The sequence below is a fragment of the Pseudomonas sp. IT-P253 genome, from assembly GCF_949768125.1.
Taxonomy (GTDB): Bacteria; Pseudomonadota; Gammaproteobacteria; order Pseudomonadales; family Pseudomonadaceae; genus Aquipseudomonas.
The window spans coordinates 1-19,835 of record NZ_CATKPT010000084.1 but is presented as its reverse complement, the minus strand read 5'-3'; the positions used below and the strand labels follow the sequence as shown (position 1 = coordinate 19,835).

Sequence of the window (19,835 nt, the reverse complement as noted above, 5' to 3'; positions counted from 1 at the left end):
AGCCAACTTAAAACCAACGCGTGGGCAGGGGGCGATGCATCAGGTAAACTGCCGCATCTTTTATACCTATAACGATTCGCCTGATGCCCACGACGTTTCATGAGATTCCCCGCAAGCGCCCGACCACGCCCCTGCTCGACCGTGCCAACACGCCGGACGGCCTGCGCCGGTTAGGCGAAGCCGAGCTGGAAACCCTGGCCGATGAGTTGCGCCTGGAGTTGCTCTACACGGTCGGTCAGACCGGCGGGCATTTCGGTGCCGGCCTGGGCGTCATCGAGCTGACCATCGCGTTGCATTACGTCTTCGACACCCCGGACGACCGGCTGGTGTGGGACGTGGGTCATCAGGCCTATCCGCACAAAATCCTCACCGGCCGTCGCGCGCGCATGAGCACCCTGCGCCAGAAGGACGGCGTTGCTGCCTTCCCGCGTCGTTCCGAGAGCGAGTACGACACCTTTGGCGTCGGTCATTCCAGCACATCGATCAGCGCCGCGCTGGGCATGGCGATTGCCTCCCGCCTGCAGAACAGTGATCGCAAGGCCATCGCGGTGATTGGCGACGGCGCGCTGACCGCCGGCATGGCGTTCGAGGCGCTGAACCACGCGCCGGAAGTGAACGCCAACATGCTGGTGATCCTCAACGACAATGACATGTCGATCTCGCACAACGTCGGCGGGCTGTCGAACTACCTGGCGAAAATCCTTTCCAGCCGCACCTACGCGAGCATGCGCGAAGGCAGCAAAAAGGTCCTGTCGCGCCTGCCAGGCGCCTGGGAAATTGCCCGTCGCACCGAAGAATACGCAAAAGGCATGCTGGTTCCCGGCACGCTGTTCGAAGAGTTGGGCTGGAATTACATCGGCCCGATCGATGGCCATGACTTACCGACGCTGATCGCCACCCTGCGCAACATGCGCGATCTGAAAGGCCCGCAGTTCCTGCATATCGTCACCAAGAAAGGCAAAGGCTTCGCCCCGGCGGAAGTCGACCCGATCGGTTACCACGCCATCACCAAACTCGAACCGCTGGACGCTCCGGCCGCCGCGCCGAAGAAAGCCGGTGGGCCAAAGTATTCCGGTGTGTTCGGCGAATGGTTGTGTGACATGGCCGCCGCTGATCCGCGCCTGGTCGGGATCACTCCGGCGATGAAAGAAGGCTCCGATCTGGTGGCCTTCAGCGAGCGTTTCCCGCTGCGCTATTTTGACGTAGCGATTGCCGAGCAACACGCGGTGACCTTCGCTGCCGGCATGGCCTGCGAAGGCGCGAAACCGGTGGTGGCGATCTACTCGACGTTCCTGCAACGCGGTTACGACCAGCTTGTGCATGATGTGGCGGTGCAAAACCTCGACGTGCTGTTCGCCATCGACCGCGCCGGTCTGGTGGGCGAAGACGGCCCGACGCACGCGGGCAGCTTCGACCTGTCCTTCCTGCGGTGCATCCCCGGCATGCTGGTGATGACCCCGAGCGACGAAAACGAACTGCGCAAGATGCTCACCACCGGTCACCTGTATAACGGCCCGGCGGCAGTGCGCTATCCGCGCGGCACCGGCCCGAACGCAACGATCGAGAAAGACCTGCAACCGATCGAAATAGGTAAAGGCGTGATTCGCCGCCAGGGCAGCAAAGTCGCCCTGCTGGTATTCGGTGTGCAACTGGCCGAGGCGCTGAAAGTCGCCGAGACGCTGGATGCCACCGTGGTCGACATGCGCTTCGTCAAACCGCTTGATGAAGCACTGGTTCGTGAAATCGCCGGCAACCACGAGCTATTGGTGACCATCGAAGAGAACGCAATCATGGGCGGCGCCGGTGGCGCGGTCAGCGAGTTCCTCGCCCGCGAGAACATCCTCAAGTCGGTGATGCACCTGGGCTTGCCGGATATTTACGTCGAGCACGCCAAGCCTGCGCAAATGCTCGCCGAGTGTGGACTGGACGAGGCCGGGATCGAGGCTTCGGTTCGCCAACGCCTGCAACTGCTGAACATCTAAACGCAACACCCTGTGGGAGCGAGCCTGCTCGCGATAGCGGACTGACAGTCAACATCGTCGTTGACTGACACACCGTCTTCGCGAGCAGGCTCGCTCCCACAGTAGTTTTTGTGCCCTTCAAATTGTGTTCGCGGACTGCCCGATGAAACTCTCCCCTCTCGCCCTGACGCTGACCCTGCTGCCAGCCGGTCAGCTCCTGGCCGACACCTTCGAACGCGACCAGGCCCTGAAACTGCCCGACGTGCTGATCAGCGCCAACCGCCAGGTCGAAGCACGCAATGACAGCAGCGCCGCCAACACCGTGTTCACCCGCAACGACATCGATCGCCTGCAACCGAACAGCGTCACGGATTTGTTGCGGCGGGTGCCGGGCGTGCAAGTCGCACAAACCGGCGGGCGCGGCAGCCTGCCCGGGATTTATATTCGCGGCACCAATTCGGCGCAGAGCCTGGTGCTGGTGGACGGTCAACGGATCGGCAACTCGACCTCCGGCGACAGCAACCTGCAACACATCAACATCGAACAGGTCGAGCGCGTAGAAGTGCTGCGCGGCTCCCGCTCGGTGATTTATGGCAGCGATGCAATTGGCGGGGTGATCCAGATCTTCACCCGACGTGGCGACGAGGCAGGCCTGCATTCGCGAATGCACGTGGGTTTTGGCAGCAATCAGACCTGGGAGCGCAGCCTCGGATTGTCCGGTGGCGACGATAAAACCCGCTTCAACCTCGGCACCAGCCTCGATGAAACCGCTGGCATCAATCGCACTCATGAGTCGTACCCAAGCGACGGCGATCACGACGAGTACCGCAACAAATCGTTGAGTGTCAGCCTGAGCCACGCCCTCACCGATGACATCGAAATCGGCGCCAACCTACTGGATAACCGCGGCAAAAGCGCGTTCGACAATCCGTTCGGCCGCTTCGACCCAGACACGTTCGAGTCGGTCCAGCAACAGCCTTACAGCGAATTCGATGTGAGCAGCGCCAGCAGCTACGTCGATGCACGGGTGAATGACCTCTGGAAAACCCGTGTCGAATTCGGCCACAGCGAAAACCGCGAAAAGACCCTCGACAAACTCAGCGACGAACGCAGCGTGTTCAACACGTACCGCGACTCGGTGAACTGGCAGAACGACCTGACGCTCAATGCGCGCAATAGCCTGCTGCTTGGCGGCGATTGGTACGAAGACCGAATCAACAGCAGCACGCCGTTTGACGAGGACAGTCGCTGGAACCGCGCGGTGTTTGTTCAGCATCGCTACCAGGCGGACAGCTTCTCCACAGAACTGGGCCTGCGCCGCGACCAGAACCAGCAGTTTGGCGGCCAGAACAGCTGGAGCGGCACCTTTACCCTGCCGTTGAACCCGGACAACGATGTATTGCTGACGTACAGCGAAGGCTTCCGAGCGCCGATTTTCAACGACCTGTACTACCCGGATTTCAGTAACCCGGACCTCAAGCCTGAAACCTCGAAAAGCTACGAGCTGCAATGGCGCAGTCAGTTGACTGACAGCAGCCGACTGGAAACGTCGCTGTATCGCACGAACCTGGAAGACGCGATTATTTTCGGCAGCAACTCCCGCCCGCAGAACGTGGCGTCGGCACGCATCAATGGTTTCGAAGCAGCGTTGAAGCAGGAGTTGTTCGGCTGGCAGAGTAACCTTGGCATAGCGATCATCGACCCGCGTGATCTCGATACCGGCCATACCCTCGCCCGTCGTGCACGGCGGACACTAAGCCTGGATCTGGATCGACAGTTTGATCGCCTGGGCCTCGGCGCCAGTTGGCAAGCGGTCAGCAGCAGTTATGACGACTTGAACAATCAACAGTCATTGGCTGGCTACGCCTTGTTGGGGTTGCGCAGTAGCTGGGAGCTCAACCGTGAAATCAAGCTTGAGCTGAAGCTCGACAACCTGTTGGATAAAGGCTACAGCCGGGCGTTGTATAGCCATGAAGGCAGTCAGTATGGATATCGAGAGGAAGGTCGGGCGTGGATGTTTGGGGTGACCTGGACGCCGGAGCTCTGACCTGAGATTTGTAGTGTTTGGGACGGCCTCATCGCGAGCAAGCTCGCTCCCACATTGGATCTATGAGCGGCACGAATACCCTGTGGGAGCGAGCTTGCTCGCGATGGCCACACCTCGGTCTCAACGACTGGGCGCGATGACGTGGCACAACGTGGCCGTGGCTTCGATCATCTGCCCACTCGGCCGCTCCAGGCCTTTGTCTGTCACCAACAACAATTGCCCTTGCGCCACCGCAGTGACCTGCGGCCAGGCCTTCCAGGCATCAAGCTGCGCCTGATCACTGGCCAGGATGAGCTCGGGATTGCGCTGCAAGACCGCCTCAACGCTGACCTGCGGCGCCGGCAACGTCAGGTCGGCAAATACATTGCGCGCGCCGCACACGTCGAGCGCGTCGCTGATGATCTGTCCGCCACCGACGGTGTACAGCGGCCGATCCCAAACCTGATAAAACACCCGTACCGGCTCATCCCGACGATAGCGCTGGCGCAGTGATTCGAGTCGATGCCGCAGCTGCGCTGCCAATGACACGCCACGTTCGGGTCGCCCGAGCTGCGTGGCAATGGCCTCAATCTGCACAGTGAGTTGTTCGAGGTTGCCGGGTTCGGCAACGTAGGTGGGAATGTTCAATCGCTTGAGCTGGTCACGTTGCGCCGGGCCAACGCTGCCGGGCCAGAGCAGCAGTAAATCGGGCTTCAAGCTGAGCAACCGTTCCATGTCCAACTGACCGTAGCGGCCAACCGAGGGAAGCTCACTGAGCGCGGCAGGACGCTCACCGGCATCCAGCACGCCCACCAGCAGGTCGGCTGAACCCAGTTCGACAACGATTTCAGACAGAGACGGCGCGAGGCTGACGACACGTTCAACCGCCAAGGCCGAGCCGCTGACGGCCAGCAGCAAACCCGCCAGCCAAACGGGGCGCATCAGCCGAGTTGACGCGGGATACGGTAGAGGTAGAACAGCACAGTAGTCGACAGCGACAGCAGCACCAGTGGCACGGCTTCAAGACCGACAAAGACTGCCAATGCCCCGATCCAGGCTGGCAACGCGGCAGCGAGGAACGCGGTGCGACGCTTACTGGCCAGCGTAATCCAGGCGGCGGGTTCTTCAGGGGTATCAAGCGCTTTCTGGGTGGCGATCAGCGCGTGTTTGTAGCCGCCAAAAAATTTCAGGCTGACAAACATTGAGGCCACACCCGCGATGAACAACGGCATCGCCAGCACCGGCAGAAACGCCTCGCTCTGGCCAAATACGCCGTTGATCACAAACAGCGGCAACAAGGCCAGCGCCAGGTATTGCCACCAGTTGACCGACAGTCGTCGCCGCACTTGACCGCGGGTCACGCCCGGTCTACCTCGCCCTGGTGCTCGTTACCCATCATGTGGTCGAGCTTGCTGGCCTTGGTCGCCAGATAGAGTTTGTTGTGCGGGTTGTGGCCGGTGTGCAGCGGCACGCGCTCGGCGACCACGATGCCCATGTCGGTCAAGGCTTTGACCTTGCGTGGGTTGTTGGTCATCAGGCGCAGGGATTTCACGCCCAGATGCTCAAGCATCGGCAGGCACATGGCGTAGTCGCGCTGATCGGCGGCAAAGCCCAGACGCTCGTTGGCTTCAACGGTGTCGGCGCCGCCGTCCTGCAATTCATAGGCGCGGATCTTGTTCAGCAGGCCAATGCCACGGCCTTCCTGACGCAGGTAGAGCAACACGCCACGACCTTCGCGGGCGATGGCCTGCAAGGCGGCCTCAAGTTGCGAGCCGCAGTCGCAACGCTGACTGAACAAGGCGTCGCCGGTCAGGCATTCGGAATGCAACCGGCCGAGCACCGGAGCACCATCGCCGAACTCACCCAGGCTCAGTACAACGTGCTCACGCCCGTTTTCTTCATCGAGAAAGCCGTGCATGGTGAATTGCGCAAAAGGCGTTGGCAGCTTGGAAGCGGCGACAAAAACGACAGGCACCGGTGTGCTCCTGATCAATAAGTACTGGAGATTCGCAGACGCGGCATTGTAACAGCACGTTCCTACAGACGCTTAGGCTGAATTATGGGGCATAACGATCAAAAAGTTAGATCACTGTTGCCCAACCCCCAGTCTACGCACGCCGTGTAGCAACTGGCGAAGCCTGCGTTCGGCGGCGAAGCCGTCGTGAAACCTGCCGACCCGGTCAGTTTGATATACCACAGGGTCTGGAATTTACGACGGCTCCGCCGCCGAACGCAGGCTTCGCCAGCTGCTACAAGGCTCGTGTTCAGTTCGAATCGAACGGATACGGTTGCTTCCAGCGCGCGAGCCTTGGCCCGGCTGACGATGTAATCCACTTCAGTCAGTGCATCGATGTAGTAGTCGGCGTGGTTGTGGGTCAGCATCGACAGAATTCCCGTATGCCGTACAACTTCGTTGTAGCGGTGCACGTTGGGCAGATAAGCCTGGTACTTATAGCCGCGAACCCAGGCCAGTCGATAGATACCCAGGGTTTGCGGGGCGCAAAGCATCGCGAAAACCATCTCCGCAGACCAGCGCCGAGCCATCCCTCGTCCTCTCTGCTCAGCCTCAGGCGAAGAGCCTGACCAGCCCTTGCATCGCCAACCACGCAAACACCCCGGCCAATACGTCATCGAGCATGATCCCGACGCCGCCATGCACATGCCGGTCGATCCAGCGAATCGGCCACGGCTTGAGGATGTCAAAGAAACGGAACATCAGGAACCCCACCAGCAACCAGTACCATCCTTCCGGCACCAGCCACAGGGTGATCCACATTCCGACCATTTCATCCCAGACGATGCCTTCGTGATCGTGCACCTTCAAATCGTCAGCGACTTTGCCGCACAACCAGAAACCAAACAGCATGGTGATGCCGAGCATCAGCCAATAGCCCCAGTCGGGCAACATCTGCCACAACGGGATAAAGGGTAGCGCCACCAGCGACCCCCAGGTGCCGGGTGCTTTTGGCAAGGTGCCCGAGCCGAAGCCGAACGCCAGGAAATGCCATGGATTGCGCCAGACCGACGGCGGTACGAATTCCGCCGGAACCTGTTTGGGATGATCTGTCACGGTGTCTCCCGAAAATGTTGGTAGCCCCGGGTTTGCGGGGTGATGTCTTGTCCGTCGGCATCCAGTAGCACAACACCCTGCCCCGTCACCACACGACCGACCACATGGATCGGCCAGCCATCCGCCAGAAACCGGGGCAATTCGACGGGCGGCAAGGTGAAGGCCAGCACGTAATCGTCGCCACCGCTCAGGGCGGCGTCTTCGGCGCCTGCCTGACCGAGGAAGGCCACTAATGCCCGCGATATTGGTAGCTTACTCCGCTCGACCTGAATGCCGACCTTCGACGCGAGCGCAATATGCCCGCAATCGGCCAGTAGCCCGTCGGAAATATCGAGTGCTGAGGTGGCCTTGCCGCGCAACGCCTGACCGAGGGCCAGTTGCGGTTGTGGCGACCAGTAATGGCGCAGCAGCGGATCGCCGATGGCGTCATCAGCGGTCCGTTGACCCAGTACCAGCGGCAAGGCGCCGGCGGCATTGCCCAGTTCGCCACCGACACACAGTAAATCGCCCGGCTGCGCGCCACTTCGCCTCAATGCCTGACCGGCCGGCACGCGTCCGAACACCGTCATCGTCAGGCTCAACGGCCCGCGGGTGGTGTCGCCGCCGACCAGTGCCACGCCACAACTGCGCGCCATGACATTCAAACCACGGGCGTAGGCGTCCAGCCAATCGGCGGTCACCGTCGGCAAGGTCAGGGCAAGGGTAAAGGCAACGGGGGTGGCGCCCATCGCAGCCAAATCGCTGACGGCCACGGCCAGCGAACGCTGACCGAGCAGAAACGGGTCGCAGGGATCTGCGAAATGCACACCGGCCACGAGGGTGTCGGTGGAAATTGCCAACTGCTCCCCAGTGGGAACAGCCAGCAAGGCGCAGTCGTCGCCGATCCCCAGGGCAACGCCCTCGCCGCCTTGCGCACAAGGCGCGGCGGCGAAGAAGTTGCGGATCAGCTCAAACTCGCCCATCGCAAATTCAAGCGCAGGTTAGCGCTTGAACGCCTTCACTTCAGCTTCACGCAGGCGCGGGGCCAGCTTGTCGAGTACGCCGTTGACGAACTTGTGGCCATCGGTGGAACCGTAGACCTTGGCCAGCTCGATCCCTTCGTTGATCACAACGCGGTACGGCACATCGACCCGCTTGATCAGCTCCCAGGTGGACAGGCGCAGAACGGCCAGCTCAACCGGATCGAGCTCATCAATGGTGATGTCCAGGCACGGAGCGAGCGCAGTATCGATCTCGGTCTTGTGCGCGGGTACACCGTGCAGGATGTCGTGGAAGTAGGCGGCATCGACATCACTGAAATCGTTATCGACCCGGAACTGCGCTTCGATCTCGTTCAGCGAAGTTTTGGCCATGTGCCATTGGTACAGCGCCTGAGTCGCGAGCTGACGCGCTTCGCGACGCTTGACGCTCTTGGATGGCTTGCCAGCGTCCGCAGGTTTCGGATCGCGCGGGTTGAAACGATCGCTATCGTCGCTAATCACTTGGCCTCCAACTGCGCCAGCAGGCTGACCATTTCCAGAGCGGACAGGGCAGCTTCAGCACCTTTGTTACCGGCCTTGGTGCCGGAACGTTCGATGGCTTGCTCGATGGAGTCAACGGTCAGGACGCCGAAAGCGACCGGTACGCCAAACTCCATGGACACCTGGGCCAGGCCCTTGGTGCACTCGCCAGCCACGTATTCGAAGTGCGGAGTACCGCCACGAATGACCGCGCCCAACGCGATGATTGCCGCGTACTCGCCCTTCTGAGCGACTTTTTGCGCAACCAGCGGGATTTCGAAGGCGCCAGGCGCACGGATGATGGTGATGTCGCTTTCGCTCACGCCATGGCGAACCAGGGCATCAACTGCACCGCTGACCAGGCTTTCAACGACGAAGCTGTTGAAACGGCCTACTACCAAAGCGTAGCGGCCTTTAGGGGCGATGAAGGTACCTTCGATGGTCTTCAGGGTCATTCGTTAGATCTCTTAAAGAGCCGGGACGCATTTTCTACGCGTCCCTCAGTGATTTGTTAGCCGCGAATCAAGGACCGGACTGCTTAGGCCTTATTCGGAGGGCACGTATTCTACAACTTCCAGATCGAAACCGGATATCGCATTAAATTTCATTGGCGCACTCATCAAGCGCATTTTGCGTACGCCCAGGTCCCGTAGGATCTGCGAACCGGCACCGACGATGCTGTAGGTGGTCGGTTTTTTCACGGTAGCCTGGTCGGCGGTTTCACGGATGTGTGCCAACAACACGTCGCCATCGAGCGGATGACCGAGTAACAGCACCACACCGCTGCCGGCCTCGGCAACCGCGGCCATGGCGGCCCGCAGGCTCCAGCGACCCGGTTGCTTGACCATCAGCAGGTCACGCAGCGGGTCCATGTTATGCACCCGAACCAGCGTCGGTTCTTCGGCGCACACGGTGCCCAGGGTCAGGGCCATGTGCACGTCGCCTTCCACGGAATCACGATAGGTCACCAGGTTGAATTGGCCCAGTTCGCTGTCCAGTGGCTGCTCGGCAATCCGCTGAACGGTACGTTCGTGGATCATCCGGTAGTGAATCAGGTCGGCGATGGTGCCGATCTTGATGTTGTGTTCGGCCGCGAAAGTTTCCAATTCCGCGCGACGGGACATGGTGCCGTCGTCGTTCATCACTTCGCAGATCACGCCACTTGGCTCGAAACCGGCCATGCGCGCCAGGTCGCACGCCGCTTCGGTGTGGCCGGCCCGCGCCAGAGTGCCGCCAGCCTGTGCCATCAGCGGGAAGATGTGGCCGGGGCTGACGATGTCTTCAGCCTTGGCGTCTTTTGCCGCAGCCGCCTGCACGGTGCGCGCACGGTCGGCGGCAGAGATGCCGGTGGTCACGCCGGTAGCGGCTTCGATGGACACGGTGAACTTGGTGCCGAAACCGGAACCGTTGCGTGGCGCCATCAATGGCAGCTTCAGCAGTTCGCAGCGCTCGCGGCTCATCGGCATGCAGATCAGGCCACGGGCGTGCTTGGCCATGAAGTTGATGTGTTCAGGCTGGCAGCACTCGGCGGCCATGATCAGGTCGCCTTCGTTCTCGCGGTCTTCGTCATCCATGAGGATGACCATCTTGCCTTGGCGGATGTCTTCAACCAGTTCTTCGATGCTATTGAGCGCCACAAGGCACCCCCCTTCTTTCGAAATTTGAGCTTCAGGATTTGAGGTAGCCGTTTTGGGCCAGAAAGCTTTCGGTAATGGTGCTGCCGGCCGTGGACTCGGCCGCCTTGTCGCCCAGCAACAGGCGCTCCAGATAACGGGCCAGCAAGTCGACTTCCAGATTCACCCGGCGACCTGGCTGGTACGACGCCATGATGGTTTCGCTCAAGGTGTGCGGAATGATCGTCAGCAAGAATTCGGCGCCATCAACGACGTTCACGGTCAGGCTGGTACCGTCGACGGTGATCGAGCCTTTATGGGCGATGTATTTGGCCAGCTCTTTCGGTGCGCGGATGCGGAATTCCACGGCACGCGCGTTTTCGGTACGGGCAACCACTTCGCCTACGCCGTCGACGTGACCGCTGACCAGATGCCCGCCGAGACGAGTGGTCGGGGTCAGGGCTTTTTCCAGATTCACCGGGCTGCCGCTTTTCAGGTCATTCATCGCGGTGCAATCGAGTGTTTCGCGACTGACGTCCGCCGCAAAGCCGTTGCCCGGCAGTTCAACCGCCGTCAGGCAGACGCCGTTGACCGCGATGCTGTCGCCCAGCTTGACGTCGCTCAAATCGAGCTTGCCGGTTTCTACGTGTACCCGCACATCTCCGCCTTTGGGGGTCAATGCACGAATACTGCCGATGGATTCGATGATGCCGGTAAACATGGAGTCCTCCTCGAGAACAAAGCCGTCGCTAGGCTGCGGCCAGGAATTATACGCTCGCTGATGGCACAGGAATGGCAATGACTCGCCAATCATCGCCAACCGCGCGAATTTCGATGATTTTGAGCTCGGGTGCGTCCTTCATTTGCGCGAGCGGCCAGTCCAGCAGCGGCCGTGCTGTAGAACCGAGGAACTTGCCCGCGATGAAAATCTGGAATTCATCCACCAGACCTTGCTGGGCAAACGCGCCCGCCAGTCGCGGACCGGCCTCGACCAGCACTTCGTTGACCCCGCGACTGGCCAGTTCGACCAGCAACTTGCGCAGGTCAACCAAGCCATCGTCGCCGGCCACGATCAGGCATTCCGGGCCGTTGGCGTATTGCTCTTCGATCGCCATGCAAGTGGCGACCAACGCCGGGCCGGCCTTGAAGAACGGAGCATCCAATGGCACTCGCAAGCGGCCATCGATCAGCACGCGTAGCGGCGGACGGCTCATGGCCAACGCCGTTTGCTCGGCATCCAGGCCAAGCTCATCGGCGCGCACGGTCAGCCGGGCATTGTCCGCCAACACCGTGTCGGCGCCCGTCAGCACCACGCTGGCCTGGGCGCGCAGGCGTTGTACCGCCGAGCGCGCAGCCGGGCCGGTGATCCATTGGCTCTCACCGCTTTCCATCGCCGTGCGACCGTCAAGGCTCATGGCCAGCTTGACCCGTACGAACGGCAAACCGTGTTCCATGCGTTTGAGGAAGCCTTCGTTCAACTTGCGCGCCTCGCCTTCCAGCACACCGCTTTCAATGGCGATGCCGGCCTGGGCCAGACGCTGCATGCCACGACCGGCAACCGAAGGGTTCGGGTCCTGCATGGCGGCAACCACGCGTGCCACACCGGCATTCACCAGCGCATCGGCGCAAGGCGGCGTGCGGCCGTGGTGGCTGCAAGGTTCGAGGGTGACGTAAGCGGTGGCACCCCGGGCCTTGTCGCCAGCGGCGCGCAGGGCATGGACTTCGGCGTGGGGTTCACCGGTACGCACATGCCAGCCCTCGCCGACAATCTGCCCGTCACGCACGATCACGCAGCCCACCCGAGGGTTGGGGTGCGTCGTGTAATGACCTTTGCGCGCCAGTTCCAGGGCGTGGGCCATGTAATGGGCGTCGAGGATCGCTTGTTCTGGGGACGTGGTCATTCTTTCACCGGTTCACGGGCCAGGCGATCGATCTCTTCGCGGAACTCATTGAGGTCCTGGAAGCGGCGATACACCGAAGCGAAACGGATATAGGCGACTTCGTCGAGCTTTTGCAACTCGGCCATCACCAGTTCACCGACCACGAGGGATTTGACCTCACGCTCGCCGGTGGCGCGCAGCTTGTGTTTGATGTGCACCAGCGACGATTCGAGGCGCTCGACACTCACCGGGCGCTTCTCCAGCGCACGCTGCATGCCGGCGCGGAGTTTTTCTTCGTCGAACGGCTGACGGCTGCCGTCGGTTTTTATCAGGCGCGGCAACACCAGTTCAGCAGTCTCGAACGTCGTAAAACGCTCGCCGCAGGCCAGGCATTCACGCCGGCGGCGCACCTGTTCGCCCTCGGCGACCAGACGCGAGTCAATGACCTTGGTGTCGTTGGCACCGCAGAAGGGACAGTGCATGGTGGCAGGCAACAAAAAAAGGGAGGGCCATGGTAGCGCATCCCGGTGGCAAGACAAGCTATAGGGTTTGCGGTATACAGACGCGCTATATTAAGCCTGATCATGGATTTCTCCTCGCTGGAGCCGCAAATGCCCCTAAGACCGCTCGTTTTGCTCAGTGTTTTCAGCCTGCTGGTGGCCTGTGGCAGCAGCGCGCCCAAGCCCCAGCCGCCAACGCCAGGCCCCGCGTCACAACAGGCACAGAAGAAAGCCAGGGAGGCGGCCGACCTCGGTCCGCTGCCCGCCTATCAGCGTGAGTTGAGCGGCACCCTGCAAGGCGTACCGACCGGCGCCGAAGTCGAGCTGGCGCTGCTGGTGATCGACGAAAAGGGTCGCCCGCAACAATTGCTGGCCAGCTCCAGCCTGATCGGCACCAATCAAATCCTGCCGTTCCATCTGCGCTTTAACCCGGATTCGTTCCCGGTAGGCAGCCGTGTTGAATTGCGTGGTCGCGCCAGCCAGTCCGGTCAGTTGATCTTGCATCTGCCGTCGCGGACCATCTCCCAGCCAACCACGCAGGCGCTGGGCCAACTGCAATTCGTCAAAGCACCATGACGGCACCGCTCGACCTGCAACAGGCGTTAAGTGAACTGCTCGGTGATGCGCAGCTTGTCCCCGTTGCATTGCCCGATACCGATCTGAAGCTGTGGCTGATCGACGGCGACAATATGGACCGCGCGTTCAGTCCCGAGGAAACCCGGCGGATTCTGCATGAACCGCCGTACTGGAGTTTCTGCTGGGCCAGCGGTTTGGCGGTTGCCCGTTATCTGGCGGCATTTCCCGAGTGGGTCCAAGGCAAACGCGTGCTGGATTTTGGCGCCGGTTCCGGGGTCGCGGGGATTGCAGCGGTGAAGGCAGGGGCGCTGGAAGTGGTGGCCTGCGACCTGGACCCGCTGGCGATTGCCGCCTGTCGGGCCAATGCACAACTCAATGGCGTAGACCTCAGCTACTCGACGGATTTCTTTGCCGAAGCGAATCGGTTTGACCTGATTCTGGTGGCTGATGTGCTCTATGACCGGGCGAATCTGCCATTACTCGATGAGTTTTTGAATCGCGGTCGAGAGGCCCTGGTGGCTGATTCACGGGTGAGGGATTTTCGCCATCCGTTGTATCAACGCATCGAGATGCTGGAAGCGATGACCCTGCCGGATCTGGCCGAGCCCGACGAGTTTCGGCATGTGAGTTTCTACCATGCCCGGCGCGGCTAAAAGCTTCGCGGGCAAGCCTCGCTCCTACAGGTCCGCGTTGATTTCGAAATCGACACCCACCCTGTAGGAGCGAGGCTTGCCCGCGAAAGCGTCCCCGCCTACTACGCATGTCCCGATAGACACCCGCTTTCAGCAGCCCCCCACCAAGCCGTATAGTTGCCCCATTCACGCTTTTACGAGATCCCTCATGAGTCAGGAAACGCCGTACATCTTCGACGCCACGACTGCCGATTTCGACCAGTCGGTGATCGAGAACTCTTTCCACAAACCGGTACTGGTGGACTTCTGGGCCGAATGGTGTGCGCCGTGCAAAGTGCTGATGCCGATGCTGCAGACCATTGCCGAGAGCTATCAGGGCGAGTTGCTGCTGGCCAAGGTCAACTGCGATCTTGAACAAGACATCGTCGCCCGTTTTGGTATTCGCAGCCTGCCGACCGTGGTGCTGTTCAAAGACGGCCAGCCCGTCGATGGTTTTGCCGGTGCGCAACCGGAGTCGGCCGTGCGCGCACTGCTTGAGCCTCACGTACAAATGCCGCCACCGTCGGCGGCCGACCCGTTCGAGCAAGCCCAGGCGCTGTTCGACGACAGTCGTTTTGCCGACGCCGAAGCGGTGCTCAAAGTGCTGCTGGGCGAAGACAACACCAACGCCAAGGCATTAATCCTCTACGCCCGTTGCCTGACTGAGCGTGGCGAACTGGGTGAGGCGCAAACCGTGCTCGACGCGGTAAAGAGTGACGAACACAAAGCTGCACTTGCCGGCGCCAAGGCGCAGATCCAGTTCCTCGGCCAGGCCAAGGACCTGCCGGATGCAGCGGACCTGAAAGCACGCCTGGCGAAAAATCCGCAGGACGATGAGGCCGTGTATCAACTGGCGATTCAGCAGTTGGCCCGCCAGCAGTACGAGGCGGCGCTGGATGCGTTGCTCAAGCTGTTCATCCGCAATCGCAGCTACAGCGAAGGCCTGCCGCACAAGACCTTGCTGCAGGTGTTCGAGTTGCTGGGCAACGATCACCCGCTGGTGACCACGTACCGTCGCAAGTTGTTCGCTGCGTTGTACTAATCGCCACCCTGTAGGAGCGAGCTCGCTCGCGAAAAACGTCAACGATAACGCGGTGTGTCTGAAAGACTGCGGTGCTCTGACGTCCATCGCGAGCAAGCTCGCTCCTACAACCAGCGGTAGATCGGTGTATCTCCGCCACTTACCACTTTCACATCAGCGCTATGGCGCAAACGCACCAGCAAGCGTTTGCCCGACGCCGCGCTGCCGGTCAGTCCTTCAAGCTGCTCCAGCAAATCCGGCCCACTCAATTGCCCGGCCTTGCGCAGCAAATCCTTTGCGATCTGCCACTGCGCATCATCCTGATTCACCGGTTTCGCCGACGACGCAACGGCTTCGTCCTTCACCACCTGCAACTGTGCGCCGAGCCGTGCCCAGTCGCCGTCATCCATTTCCAGCGTCAAATCCACCGGCCAATCGCCGATGCTTCCGCGTATACGCAACATGAGTCCGCCCCTGCACTTTTCTGACTGACATGCTCCCATGCGACTTGCGCAACGCCAAGCAGACGGTCAAACTCCTCGCACTTACGTTATAAGATTACATAACAATTTCTTCATTTTACTTCCGGAGACTTGCCATGCGCCGTCTGCTTCTCGCTCTGCCGTTCGCCTTGTTGCCGCTGGCCATCGTCCACGCTGCCGATGAACATGATCATGAGCACGGCAGCCTCGGCGCCCACGAACATGGCGTCGGTCGCTTGAACGCAGCACTGGACGGCCAGACCCTGGAGCTGGAACTGGAAAGCCCGGCCATGAACCTCGTCGGTTTCGAACACGCCGCTACCACTGCCCCTGACAAAGCCAAAGTCGCCGCCGCCCGTGCCCAGCTGGAAAAACCGCTGACCCTGTTCAATCTGCCCAAAGCCGCGGGTTGCGTGGTCGCCGCACAGGAACTGAATAGCCCGCTGTTCGGTGACAAGCCCGACGCCGATGATGACCATGACGAAGATGCCAAGGACGAACATCACCATGACCACAGCGAGATTCACGCGCATTACCAGTTCAGCTGCTCGGCACCCGGCGCGCTGAAAACCCTGGATCTGACGACGATTTTCAATACCTTTCCGGCAACCCAGAAAATTCAGGTACAACTGATCAGCCCGAGCGGCCAGCAAGGCGTCGAAGTGACCGCCAAGGCTGCCGCCCTGAAATTCTGAATTCACTGAAGATCCACTGTGGGAGCGAGCCTGCTCGCGAAAGCGGTCCGACAGTCGACATAGATGTTGAGGCTGGCATCCCCTTCGCGAGCAGGCTCGCTCCCACAGGGTTAATCACCAACCTGACCGGTTTCACATGACCCAAGCACTCATCGAACTGTCCGACCTGGGCTTCAGTTGGCCCGGTCACCCTCCGCTGCTGGACATCCCGGCGTTTCGCCTGGAACCGGGTGAAACCCTGTTCCTCAAAGGTCCCAGCGGCAGCGGCAAGACCACCCTGCTCGGCCTGCTCGGTGGCGTGCAGAAACCCGATCGCGGCAGCATTCGGCTGCTCGGCCAGGAACTGACCGAACTCGGTGCCGGTGCCCGCGACCGCTTCCGCGTCGACCACACCGGCTACATCTTTCAGCAGTTCAACTTGCTGCCGTTTCTTTCGGTGCGCGAAAACGTCGAGCTGCCCTGCCACTTCTCCAAATTGCGCGCTGAGCGGGCGATCCAGCGCCACGGCAGCGTCGATCAGGCGGCGGCGACCCTGCTCGCGCACCTGGGCTTGAAGGATGAAAGCATCCTCAGCCGTCGCGCCGACTCGCTGTCCATCGGCCAGCAGCAACGGGTGGCCGCTGCCCGCGCGTTGATCGGACAGCCTGAACTGGTGATCGCCGACGAACCGACCTCAGCCCTGGATTACGACGCCCGCGAAAATTTCATTCGCTTGCTGTTCGCCGAATGCCGCGAAGCCGGATCGAGTCTGTTGTTTGTCAGCCATGACCAGAGCCTCGCGCCGCTGTTCGATCGCAACCTGTCGCTGGCCGAACTCAATCGCGCCGCCACCCCGTCCGAGGTTTGAGATGTATTTGTTTCGACTAGCCCTGGCCAGCCTGGCTAACCGCCGCTTCACCGCGATCCTCACCGCGTTCGCCATCGCCCTGTCGGTCTGTCTGCTGCTGGCCGTTGAGCGGGTGCGCACCGAAGCCAAAGCCAGTTTCGCCAGCACCATCAGCGGCACCGACTTGATCGTTGGCGCACGCTCCGGCTCGGTCAACCTGTTGCTGTACTCGGTGTTCCGCATCGGCAACGCCACCAACAACATTCGCTGGGACAGCTTCGAACACTTTGCCAACAACCCGAAAGTGAAGTGGGCGATCCCGATGTCCCTCGGCGATTCACATCGCGGTTATCGAGTGATGGGCACCACCGAGGCGTACTTCGAGCACTATCAGTACGGACATCAGCAACACTTGGAGCTGGCCGACGGCCGTGCCTTCGCCACCGACCCGTTCGAAGTGGTGCTTGGCGCCGAAGTGGCGGACGCGTTGCACTACAAGCTTGGCGACAAGTTGGTGCTGGCCCACGGCGTCGCAGCGATTAGCCTGGTCAAGCACGACGACAAACCGTTCACCGTGGTGGGCATTCTCAAACGCACCGGCACCCCGGTGGACCGCACGCTGCACATCAGCCTCGGCGGCATGGAGGCCATTCACATCGATTGGCACAACGGCGTGCCGGCCCGGGGCGAAGGTCGGATCAGTGCCGATCAGGCGCGCAACATGGACCTGACGCCGCAAGCGATCACGGCGTTCATGCTTGGCCTCAACAACAAGATTTCGACCTTCGCGGTGCAACGCGAGATCAACGAATTCCGCGGTGAACCGATGCTGGCGATCCTGCCGGGCGTGGCACTGCAAGAGCTGTGGAGTTTAATGAGCACGGCGGAAAAGGCCTTGTTTGTGGTGTCGCTGTTCGTAGTGCTGACCGGGTTGATCGGTATGCTCACGGCGATCCTCACCAGCCTCAACGAACGACGCCGCGAGATGGCGATTCTGCGTTCGGTAGGCGCCCGGCCGTGGCACATTGCGACACTGCTGGTGCTGGAAGCATTTGCCCTGGCCTTGTCTGGCGTGATTGCCGGTGTGGGGTTGCTCTACCTGTGCATCGCCGCGGCACAGGGTTACGTACAGGCCAATTACGGCTTGTACTTGCCGCTGGCGTGGCCAAGTGAATATGAATGGACGCTGCTCGGCGGCATCCTGATCGCCGCGCTGTTGATGGGCAGCGTGCCGGCCTGGCGCGCCTATCGCCAATCCCTGGCCGACGGCCTGTCGATCCGACTATGAGGACGCTAATGATGCCCTGCGCTCTGCTTGCGCTGTTGATGCTGGTCGCCCTGCCCTCGTGGGCGGCCCAGCCAAAAGACCTGACCTGGTCGGAAATGATCCCGCCGGACGCACCGGCAGAAGTACCGAACATGACGCCGCTACACGACCTGTCGCAGATGAGCAGCGCGCTGTCTGCAGAGTCGGCGCCAGCGGCCAGGCAAGCCCTGCCGAATGCTCCGGTGGTGAAAGCCCTCGACGGCCAGCACATTCGCTTGCCGGGCTACATCGTGCCGCTGGAAGTCAGTGAAGAGGGCCGCACCACCGACTTTCTGCTGGTGCCGTACTTCGGTGCCTGCATCCACGTACCGCCACCGCCGTCCAACCAGATCGTGCATGTGAAAAGCCCAGTCGGCGTGAAGCTGGATGAGCTGTATCAGCCGTACTGGGTCGAGGGTGCGTTGCAGGTCAAGGCGTCGACCAGCGAGTTGGCGGATGCCGGGTATCAGATGGAGGCACAGAAGATTTATGTGTATGAATTGCCGGAGTGAATCCGCGAGTCAAAGGGTGTTTGCAAGATAGTCTTCGCGAGCAGGCTCGCTCCCACAGTTGAAATGCGACCCCCTGTGGGAGCGAGCCTGCTCGCGAATAGTCCCTCAAGGCCACCACAAAAACCAAGGCCAACACCCTTTCATTGAGCTGAGTCAAAAGGCCGTATCAGACGGCTCCGTACCATTGGACATCAACCATTTTTAACGTCCTTTTGGAGCCCTCATGCACAAGTCATTGCTCAGCGCTTCGCTGTTTGCCCTCGCGCTCGCAGCCCCGCTCGCACACGCCCACGAAGCCGGCGACATCATCGTTCGGGCCGGTGCAATCACCGTCAACCCGAAAGCCGACAGCTCCAGCGTCAAGGTCGACCAAGGCCCGTTGGCGGGAGCCAACCTGGGTGGCAAGGCCACCATGAACAGCGATACGCAACTGGGTTTGAACTTCGCTTACATGCTCAACAACAACTGGGGAATCGAGCTACTCGCAGCCACGCCGTTCGAGCATAACGTGAATCTCAAAGACACATCCCTGGCCGCGGCCAACGGCAGACTCGGTACCCTGAAACACCTGCCGCCAACCCTCAGCGTTGTGTACTACCCGCTCGACCATAAATCCGTGTTCCAGCCATATCTCGGTGCCGGTATCAACTACACTTGGATCTACGACGAACAGCTCAGCAGCGAGGCCCAGTCCAACGGCTTCAGCAACTTCAAGGCCGATAACTCTTGGGGCATGGCGTTTCAAGTCGGTGCCGATTACATGATCACCGACAACATCATGCTCAATGCCCAAGTGCGTTACATCGACATCGATACCACCGCGACCGTGGAAAACAATGCGGTAGCGCCAGGCACCCGTGCCAAGGTTGATGTGAACGTGGACCCGTTCATCTACATGGTCGGCCTGGGTTACAAGTTTTAGGCCCCCTTCGTCGGAACGCCGCCCGGAGCAGGCTCGCGAAGACGTCAGCCCGGACTGCAGGTATCCAGCATAAAAAAGGCGCCTCAAAGGGCTAATGCCAGTCAGTTAAGCCGTGACGCGATCCGTAGCAGCTGGCGAAGCCTGCGTCCGGCTGCGCAGCAGTCGTAAAGTCAGACAATGCGGTGCGTCAGACTCACCGCGCCCTCAGGATTTACGACTGCTGCGCAGCCGGACGCAGGCTTCGCCAGCTGCTACGGGGTATGTGTTGCTGCTGA

22 protein-coding genes and 1 pseudogene are annotated in these 19,835 nt (G+C 60.9%); 10 read left to right on the top strand and 13 right to left on the bottom strand.

All coding sequences use genetic code 11. The annotated features are described in order from the left end of the window. Nucleotides 1–83: 83 nt before the first annotated feature. Both dxs and ACM6IR_RS27210 read left to right on the top strand, forming a co-directional pair. On the top strand, nt 84–1,982 hold the full coding sequence (gene dxs, locus ACM6IR_RS27215; RefSeq protein WP_414910553.1) for a 1-deoxy-D-xylulose-5-phosphate synthase: 1,899 nt from the start codon (nt 84–86) through the stop codon (nt 1,980–1,982). 142 nt (nt 1,983–2,124) lie between these two features. Next, the gene (locus tag ACM6IR_RS27210) at nt 2,125–4,008 is read left to right on the top strand and encodes a TonB-dependent receptor domain-containing protein (protein ID WP_414910552.1); all 1,884 of its coding nucleotides are present in this window, start codon (nt 2,125–2,127) and stop codon (nt 4,006–4,008) included. Nucleotides 4,009–4,128: 120 nt separating this feature from the next. Here ACM6IR_RS27210 and ACM6IR_RS27205 read toward each other — a convergent pair whose 3' ends face one another. The 12 genes and pseudogenes from ACM6IR_RS27205 to nrdR all read right to left on the bottom strand — a co-directional run bounded on the left by ACM6IR_RS27205 (nt 4,129) and on the right by nrdR (nt 12,531). After that, nucleotides 4,129–4,929, bottom strand: coding sequence for a cobalamin-binding protein (locus tag ACM6IR_RS27205; protein ID WP_414910551.1), 801 nt, complete (start codon nt 4,927–4,929; stop codon nt 4,129–4,131). Beyond that, nucleotides 4,929–5,348, bottom strand: a complete 420-nt coding sequence (locus ACM6IR_RS27200; RefSeq protein WP_414910550.1) for an MFS transporter — start codon at nt 5,346–5,348, stop codon at nt 4,929–4,931. Before ACM6IR_RS27200 ends, ACM6IR_RS27205 begins: the two co-directional genes overlap by 1 nt. After that, nucleotides 5,345–5,962 carry a GTP cyclohydrolase II gene (ribA, locus tag ACM6IR_RS27195; RefSeq protein WP_150630340.1) on the bottom strand — a complete coding sequence of 206 codons (618 nt, stop codon included), beginning with the start codon at nt 5,960–5,962 and terminating at the stop codon, nt 5,345–5,347. The genes ACM6IR_RS27200 and ribA overlap by 4 nt, the downstream gene beginning before the upstream one ends. Before the next feature lie 332 nt (nt 5,963–6,294). Next, a pseudogene (locus ACM6IR_RS27190) lies at nt 6,295–6,483 on the bottom strand (ABC transporter substrate-binding protein); the annotation flags it as partial. A 70-nt stretch (nt 6,484–6,553) separates the two neighbouring features. After that, nucleotides 6,554–7,057: a phosphatidylglycerophosphatase A gene (locus tag ACM6IR_RS27185; RefSeq protein WP_414910549.1), complete on the bottom strand. Its 504-nt coding sequence runs from the start codon at nt 7,055–7,057 to the stop codon at nt 6,554–6,556. Further along, the gene (gene thiL, locus ACM6IR_RS27180) at nt 7,054–8,019 is read right to left on the bottom strand and encodes a thiamine-phosphate kinase (RefSeq protein ID WP_414910548.1); all 966 of its coding nucleotides are present in this window, start codon (nt 8,017–8,019) and stop codon (nt 7,054–7,056) included. Before thiL ends, ACM6IR_RS27185 begins: the two co-directional genes overlap by 4 nt. An 18-nt stretch (nt 8,020–8,037) precedes the next feature. Next, nucleotides 8,038–8,538, bottom strand: a complete 501-nt coding sequence (gene nusB / locus ACM6IR_RS27175; protein ID WP_414910547.1) for a transcription antitermination factor NusB — start codon at nt 8,536–8,538, stop codon at nt 8,038–8,040. Further along, on the bottom strand, nt 8,535–9,011 hold the full coding sequence (gene ribE, locus ACM6IR_RS27170; protein WP_003185938.1) for a 6,7-dimethyl-8-ribityllumazine synthase: 477 nt from the start codon (nt 9,009–9,011) through the stop codon (nt 8,535–8,537). The genes nusB and ribE overlap by 4 nt, the downstream gene beginning before the upstream one ends. Nucleotides 9,012–9,101: 90 nt before the next feature. Beyond that, nucleotides 9,102–10,193: a bifunctional 3,4-dihydroxy-2-butanone-4-phosphate synthase/GTP cyclohydrolase II gene (gene ribBA / locus ACM6IR_RS27165; protein WP_414910546.1), complete on the bottom strand. Its 1,092-nt coding sequence runs from the start codon at nt 10,191–10,193 to the stop codon at nt 9,102–9,104. A gap of 31 nt (nt 10,194–10,224) precedes the next feature. Beyond that, on the bottom strand, nt 10,225–10,890 hold the full coding sequence (locus tag ACM6IR_RS27160) for a riboflavin synthase (RefSeq protein ID WP_414910545.1): 666 nt from the start codon (nt 10,888–10,890) through the stop codon (nt 10,225–10,227). Nucleotides 10,891–10,936: 46 nt separating this feature from the next. Beyond that, nucleotides 10,937–12,070 (bottom strand): bifunctional diaminohydroxyphosphoribosylaminopyrimidine deaminase/5-amino-6-(5-phosphoribosylamino)uracil reductase RibD, encoded by a 1,134-nt coding sequence (gene ribD / locus ACM6IR_RS27155; protein ID WP_414910544.1) that lies wholly within the window; start codon nt 12,068–12,070, stop codon nt 10,937–10,939. After that, nucleotides 12,067–12,531 carry a transcriptional regulator NrdR gene (nrdR, locus tag ACM6IR_RS27150; RefSeq protein ID WP_003228656.1) on the bottom strand — a complete coding sequence of 155 codons (465 nt, stop codon included), beginning with the start codon at nt 12,529–12,531 and terminating at the stop codon, nt 12,067–12,069. The genes ribD and nrdR overlap by 4 nt, the downstream gene beginning before the upstream one ends. A gap of 129 nt (nt 12,532–12,660) precedes the next feature. On the opposite strand from nrdR, the gene ACM6IR_RS27145 reads away from it, so the two are divergent. The 3 genes from ACM6IR_RS27145 to trxA all read left to right on the top strand — a co-directional run bounded on the left by ACM6IR_RS27145 (nt 12,661) and on the right by trxA (nt 14,838). After that, on the top strand, nt 12,661–13,125 hold the full coding sequence (locus ACM6IR_RS27145; RefSeq protein ID WP_414910543.1) for a hypothetical protein: 465 nt from the start codon (nt 12,661–12,663) through the stop codon (nt 13,123–13,125). Next, complete coding sequence (locus ACM6IR_RS27140; RefSeq protein WP_414910542.1) at nt 13,122–13,778, top strand: class I SAM-dependent methyltransferase; 657 nt, start codon at nt 13,122–13,124, stop codon at nt 13,776–13,778. Before ACM6IR_RS27145 ends, ACM6IR_RS27140 begins: the two co-directional genes overlap by 4 nt. Before the next feature lie 187 nt (nt 13,779–13,965). Then, nucleotides 13,966–14,838, top strand: a complete 873-nt coding sequence (trxA, locus tag ACM6IR_RS27135) for a thioredoxin (RefSeq protein WP_414910541.1) — start codon at nt 13,966–13,968, stop codon at nt 14,836–14,838. A gap of 104 nt (nt 14,839–14,942) precedes the next feature. Here trxA and ACM6IR_RS27130 read toward each other — a convergent pair whose 3' ends face one another. Next, nucleotides 14,943–15,281 carry a hypothetical protein gene (locus tag ACM6IR_RS27130; RefSeq protein ID WP_414910540.1) on the bottom strand — a complete coding sequence of 113 codons (339 nt, stop codon included), beginning with the start codon at nt 15,279–15,281 and terminating at the stop codon, nt 14,943–14,945. A 134-nt stretch (nt 15,282–15,415) separates the two neighbouring features. Here ACM6IR_RS27130 and ACM6IR_RS27125 point away from each other — a divergent pair, with 134 nt between their 5' ends. The 5 genes from ACM6IR_RS27125 to ACM6IR_RS27105 all read left to right on the top strand — a co-directional run bounded on the left by ACM6IR_RS27125 (nt 15,416) and on the right by ACM6IR_RS27105 (nt 19,560). After that, the gene (locus ACM6IR_RS27125; RefSeq protein WP_414910539.1) at nt 15,416–15,994 is read left to right on the top strand and encodes a DUF2796 domain-containing protein; all 579 of its coding nucleotides are present in this window, start codon (nt 15,416–15,418) and stop codon (nt 15,992–15,994) included. A 136-nt stretch (nt 15,995–16,130) separates the two neighbouring features. Next, nucleotides 16,131–16,841, top strand: coding sequence for an ABC transporter ATP-binding protein (locus ACM6IR_RS27120; protein ID WP_201116072.1), 711 nt, complete (start codon nt 16,131–16,133; stop codon nt 16,839–16,841). Between the two features lies 1 nt (nt 16,842). Then, entirely contained in the window at nt 16,843–18,108 is a 1,266-nt protein-coding gene (locus ACM6IR_RS27115) for an ABC transporter permease (RefSeq protein ID WP_414910538.1), read from the top strand. A gap of 11 nt (nt 18,109–18,119) precedes the next feature. After that, the gene (locus tag ACM6IR_RS27110; RefSeq protein ID WP_414910537.1) at nt 18,120–18,638 is read left to right on the top strand and encodes a DUF3299 domain-containing protein; all 519 of its coding nucleotides are present in this window, start codon (nt 18,120–18,122) and stop codon (nt 18,636–18,638) included. Nucleotides 18,639–18,861: 223 nt separating this feature from the next. Next, nucleotides 18,862–19,560: an OmpW/AlkL family protein gene (locus tag ACM6IR_RS27105; RefSeq protein WP_414910536.1), complete on the top strand. Its 699-nt coding sequence runs from the start codon at nt 18,862–18,864 to the stop codon at nt 19,558–19,560. Nucleotides 19,561–19,835 lie beyond the last annotated feature (275 nt).

Bases quoted from the DNA above. Each gene is read 5' to 3' on its own strand.
- dxs (WP_414910553.1), top strand. From the start codon at position 84: ATGCCCACGACGTTTCATGAGATTCCCCGCAAGCGCCCGACCACGCCC.
- ACM6IR_RS27210 (WP_414910552.1), top strand. From the start codon at position 2,125: ATGAAACTCTCCCCTCTCGCCCTGACGCTGACCCTGCTGCCAGCCGGT.
- ACM6IR_RS27205 (WP_414910551.1), bottom strand. From the start codon at position 4,929: ATGCGCCCCGTTTGGCTGGCGGGTTTGCTGCTGGCCGTCAGCGGCTCG.
- thiL (WP_414910548.1), bottom strand. From the start codon at position 8,019: ATGGGCGAGTTTGAGCTGATCCGCAACTTCTTCGCCGCCGCGCCTTGT.
- ribE (WP_003185938.1), bottom strand. From the start codon at position 9,011: ATGACCCTGAAGACCATCGAAGGTACCTTCATCGCCCCTAAAGGCCGC.
- ACM6IR_RS27160 (WP_414910545.1), bottom strand. From the start codon at position 10,890: ATGTTTACCGGCATCATCGAATCCATCGGCAGTATTCGTGCATTGACC.
- ribD (WP_414910544.1), bottom strand. From the start codon at position 12,070: ATGACCACGTCCCCAGAACAAGCGATCCTCGACGCCCATTACATGGCC.
- nrdR (WP_003228656.1), bottom strand. From the start codon at position 12,531: ATGCACTGTCCCTTCTGCGGTGCCAACGACACCAAGGTCATTGACTCG.
- ACM6IR_RS27145 (WP_414910543.1), top strand. From the start codon at position 12,661: ATGCCCCTAAGACCGCTCGTTTTGCTCAGTGTTTTCAGCCTGCTGGTG.
- ACM6IR_RS27140 (WP_414910542.1), top strand. From the start codon at position 13,122: ATGACGGCACCGCTCGACCTGCAACAGGCGTTAAGTGAACTGCTCGGT.
- trxA (WP_414910541.1), top strand. From the start codon at position 13,966: ATGAGTCAGGAAACGCCGTACATCTTCGACGCCACGACTGCCGATTTC.
- ACM6IR_RS27130 (WP_414910540.1), bottom strand. From the start codon at position 15,281: ATGTTGCGTATACGCGGAAGCATCGGCGATTGGCCGGTGGATTTGACG.
- ACM6IR_RS27125 (WP_414910539.1), top strand. From the start codon at position 15,416: ATGCGCCGTCTGCTTCTCGCTCTGCCGTTCGCCTTGTTGCCGCTGGCC.
- ACM6IR_RS27120 (WP_201116072.1), top strand. From the start codon at position 16,131: ATGACCCAAGCACTCATCGAACTGTCCGACCTGGGCTTCAGTTGGCCC.
- ACM6IR_RS27115 (WP_414910538.1), top strand. From the start codon at position 16,843: ATGTATTTGTTTCGACTAGCCCTGGCCAGCCTGGCTAACCGCCGCTTC.
- ACM6IR_RS27110 (WP_414910537.1), top strand. From the start codon at position 18,120: ATGCCCTGCGCTCTGCTTGCGCTGTTGATGCTGGTCGCCCTGCCCTCG.
- ACM6IR_RS27105 (WP_414910536.1), top strand. From the start codon at position 18,862: ATGCACAAGTCATTGCTCAGCGCTTCGCTGTTTGCCCTCGCGCTCGCA.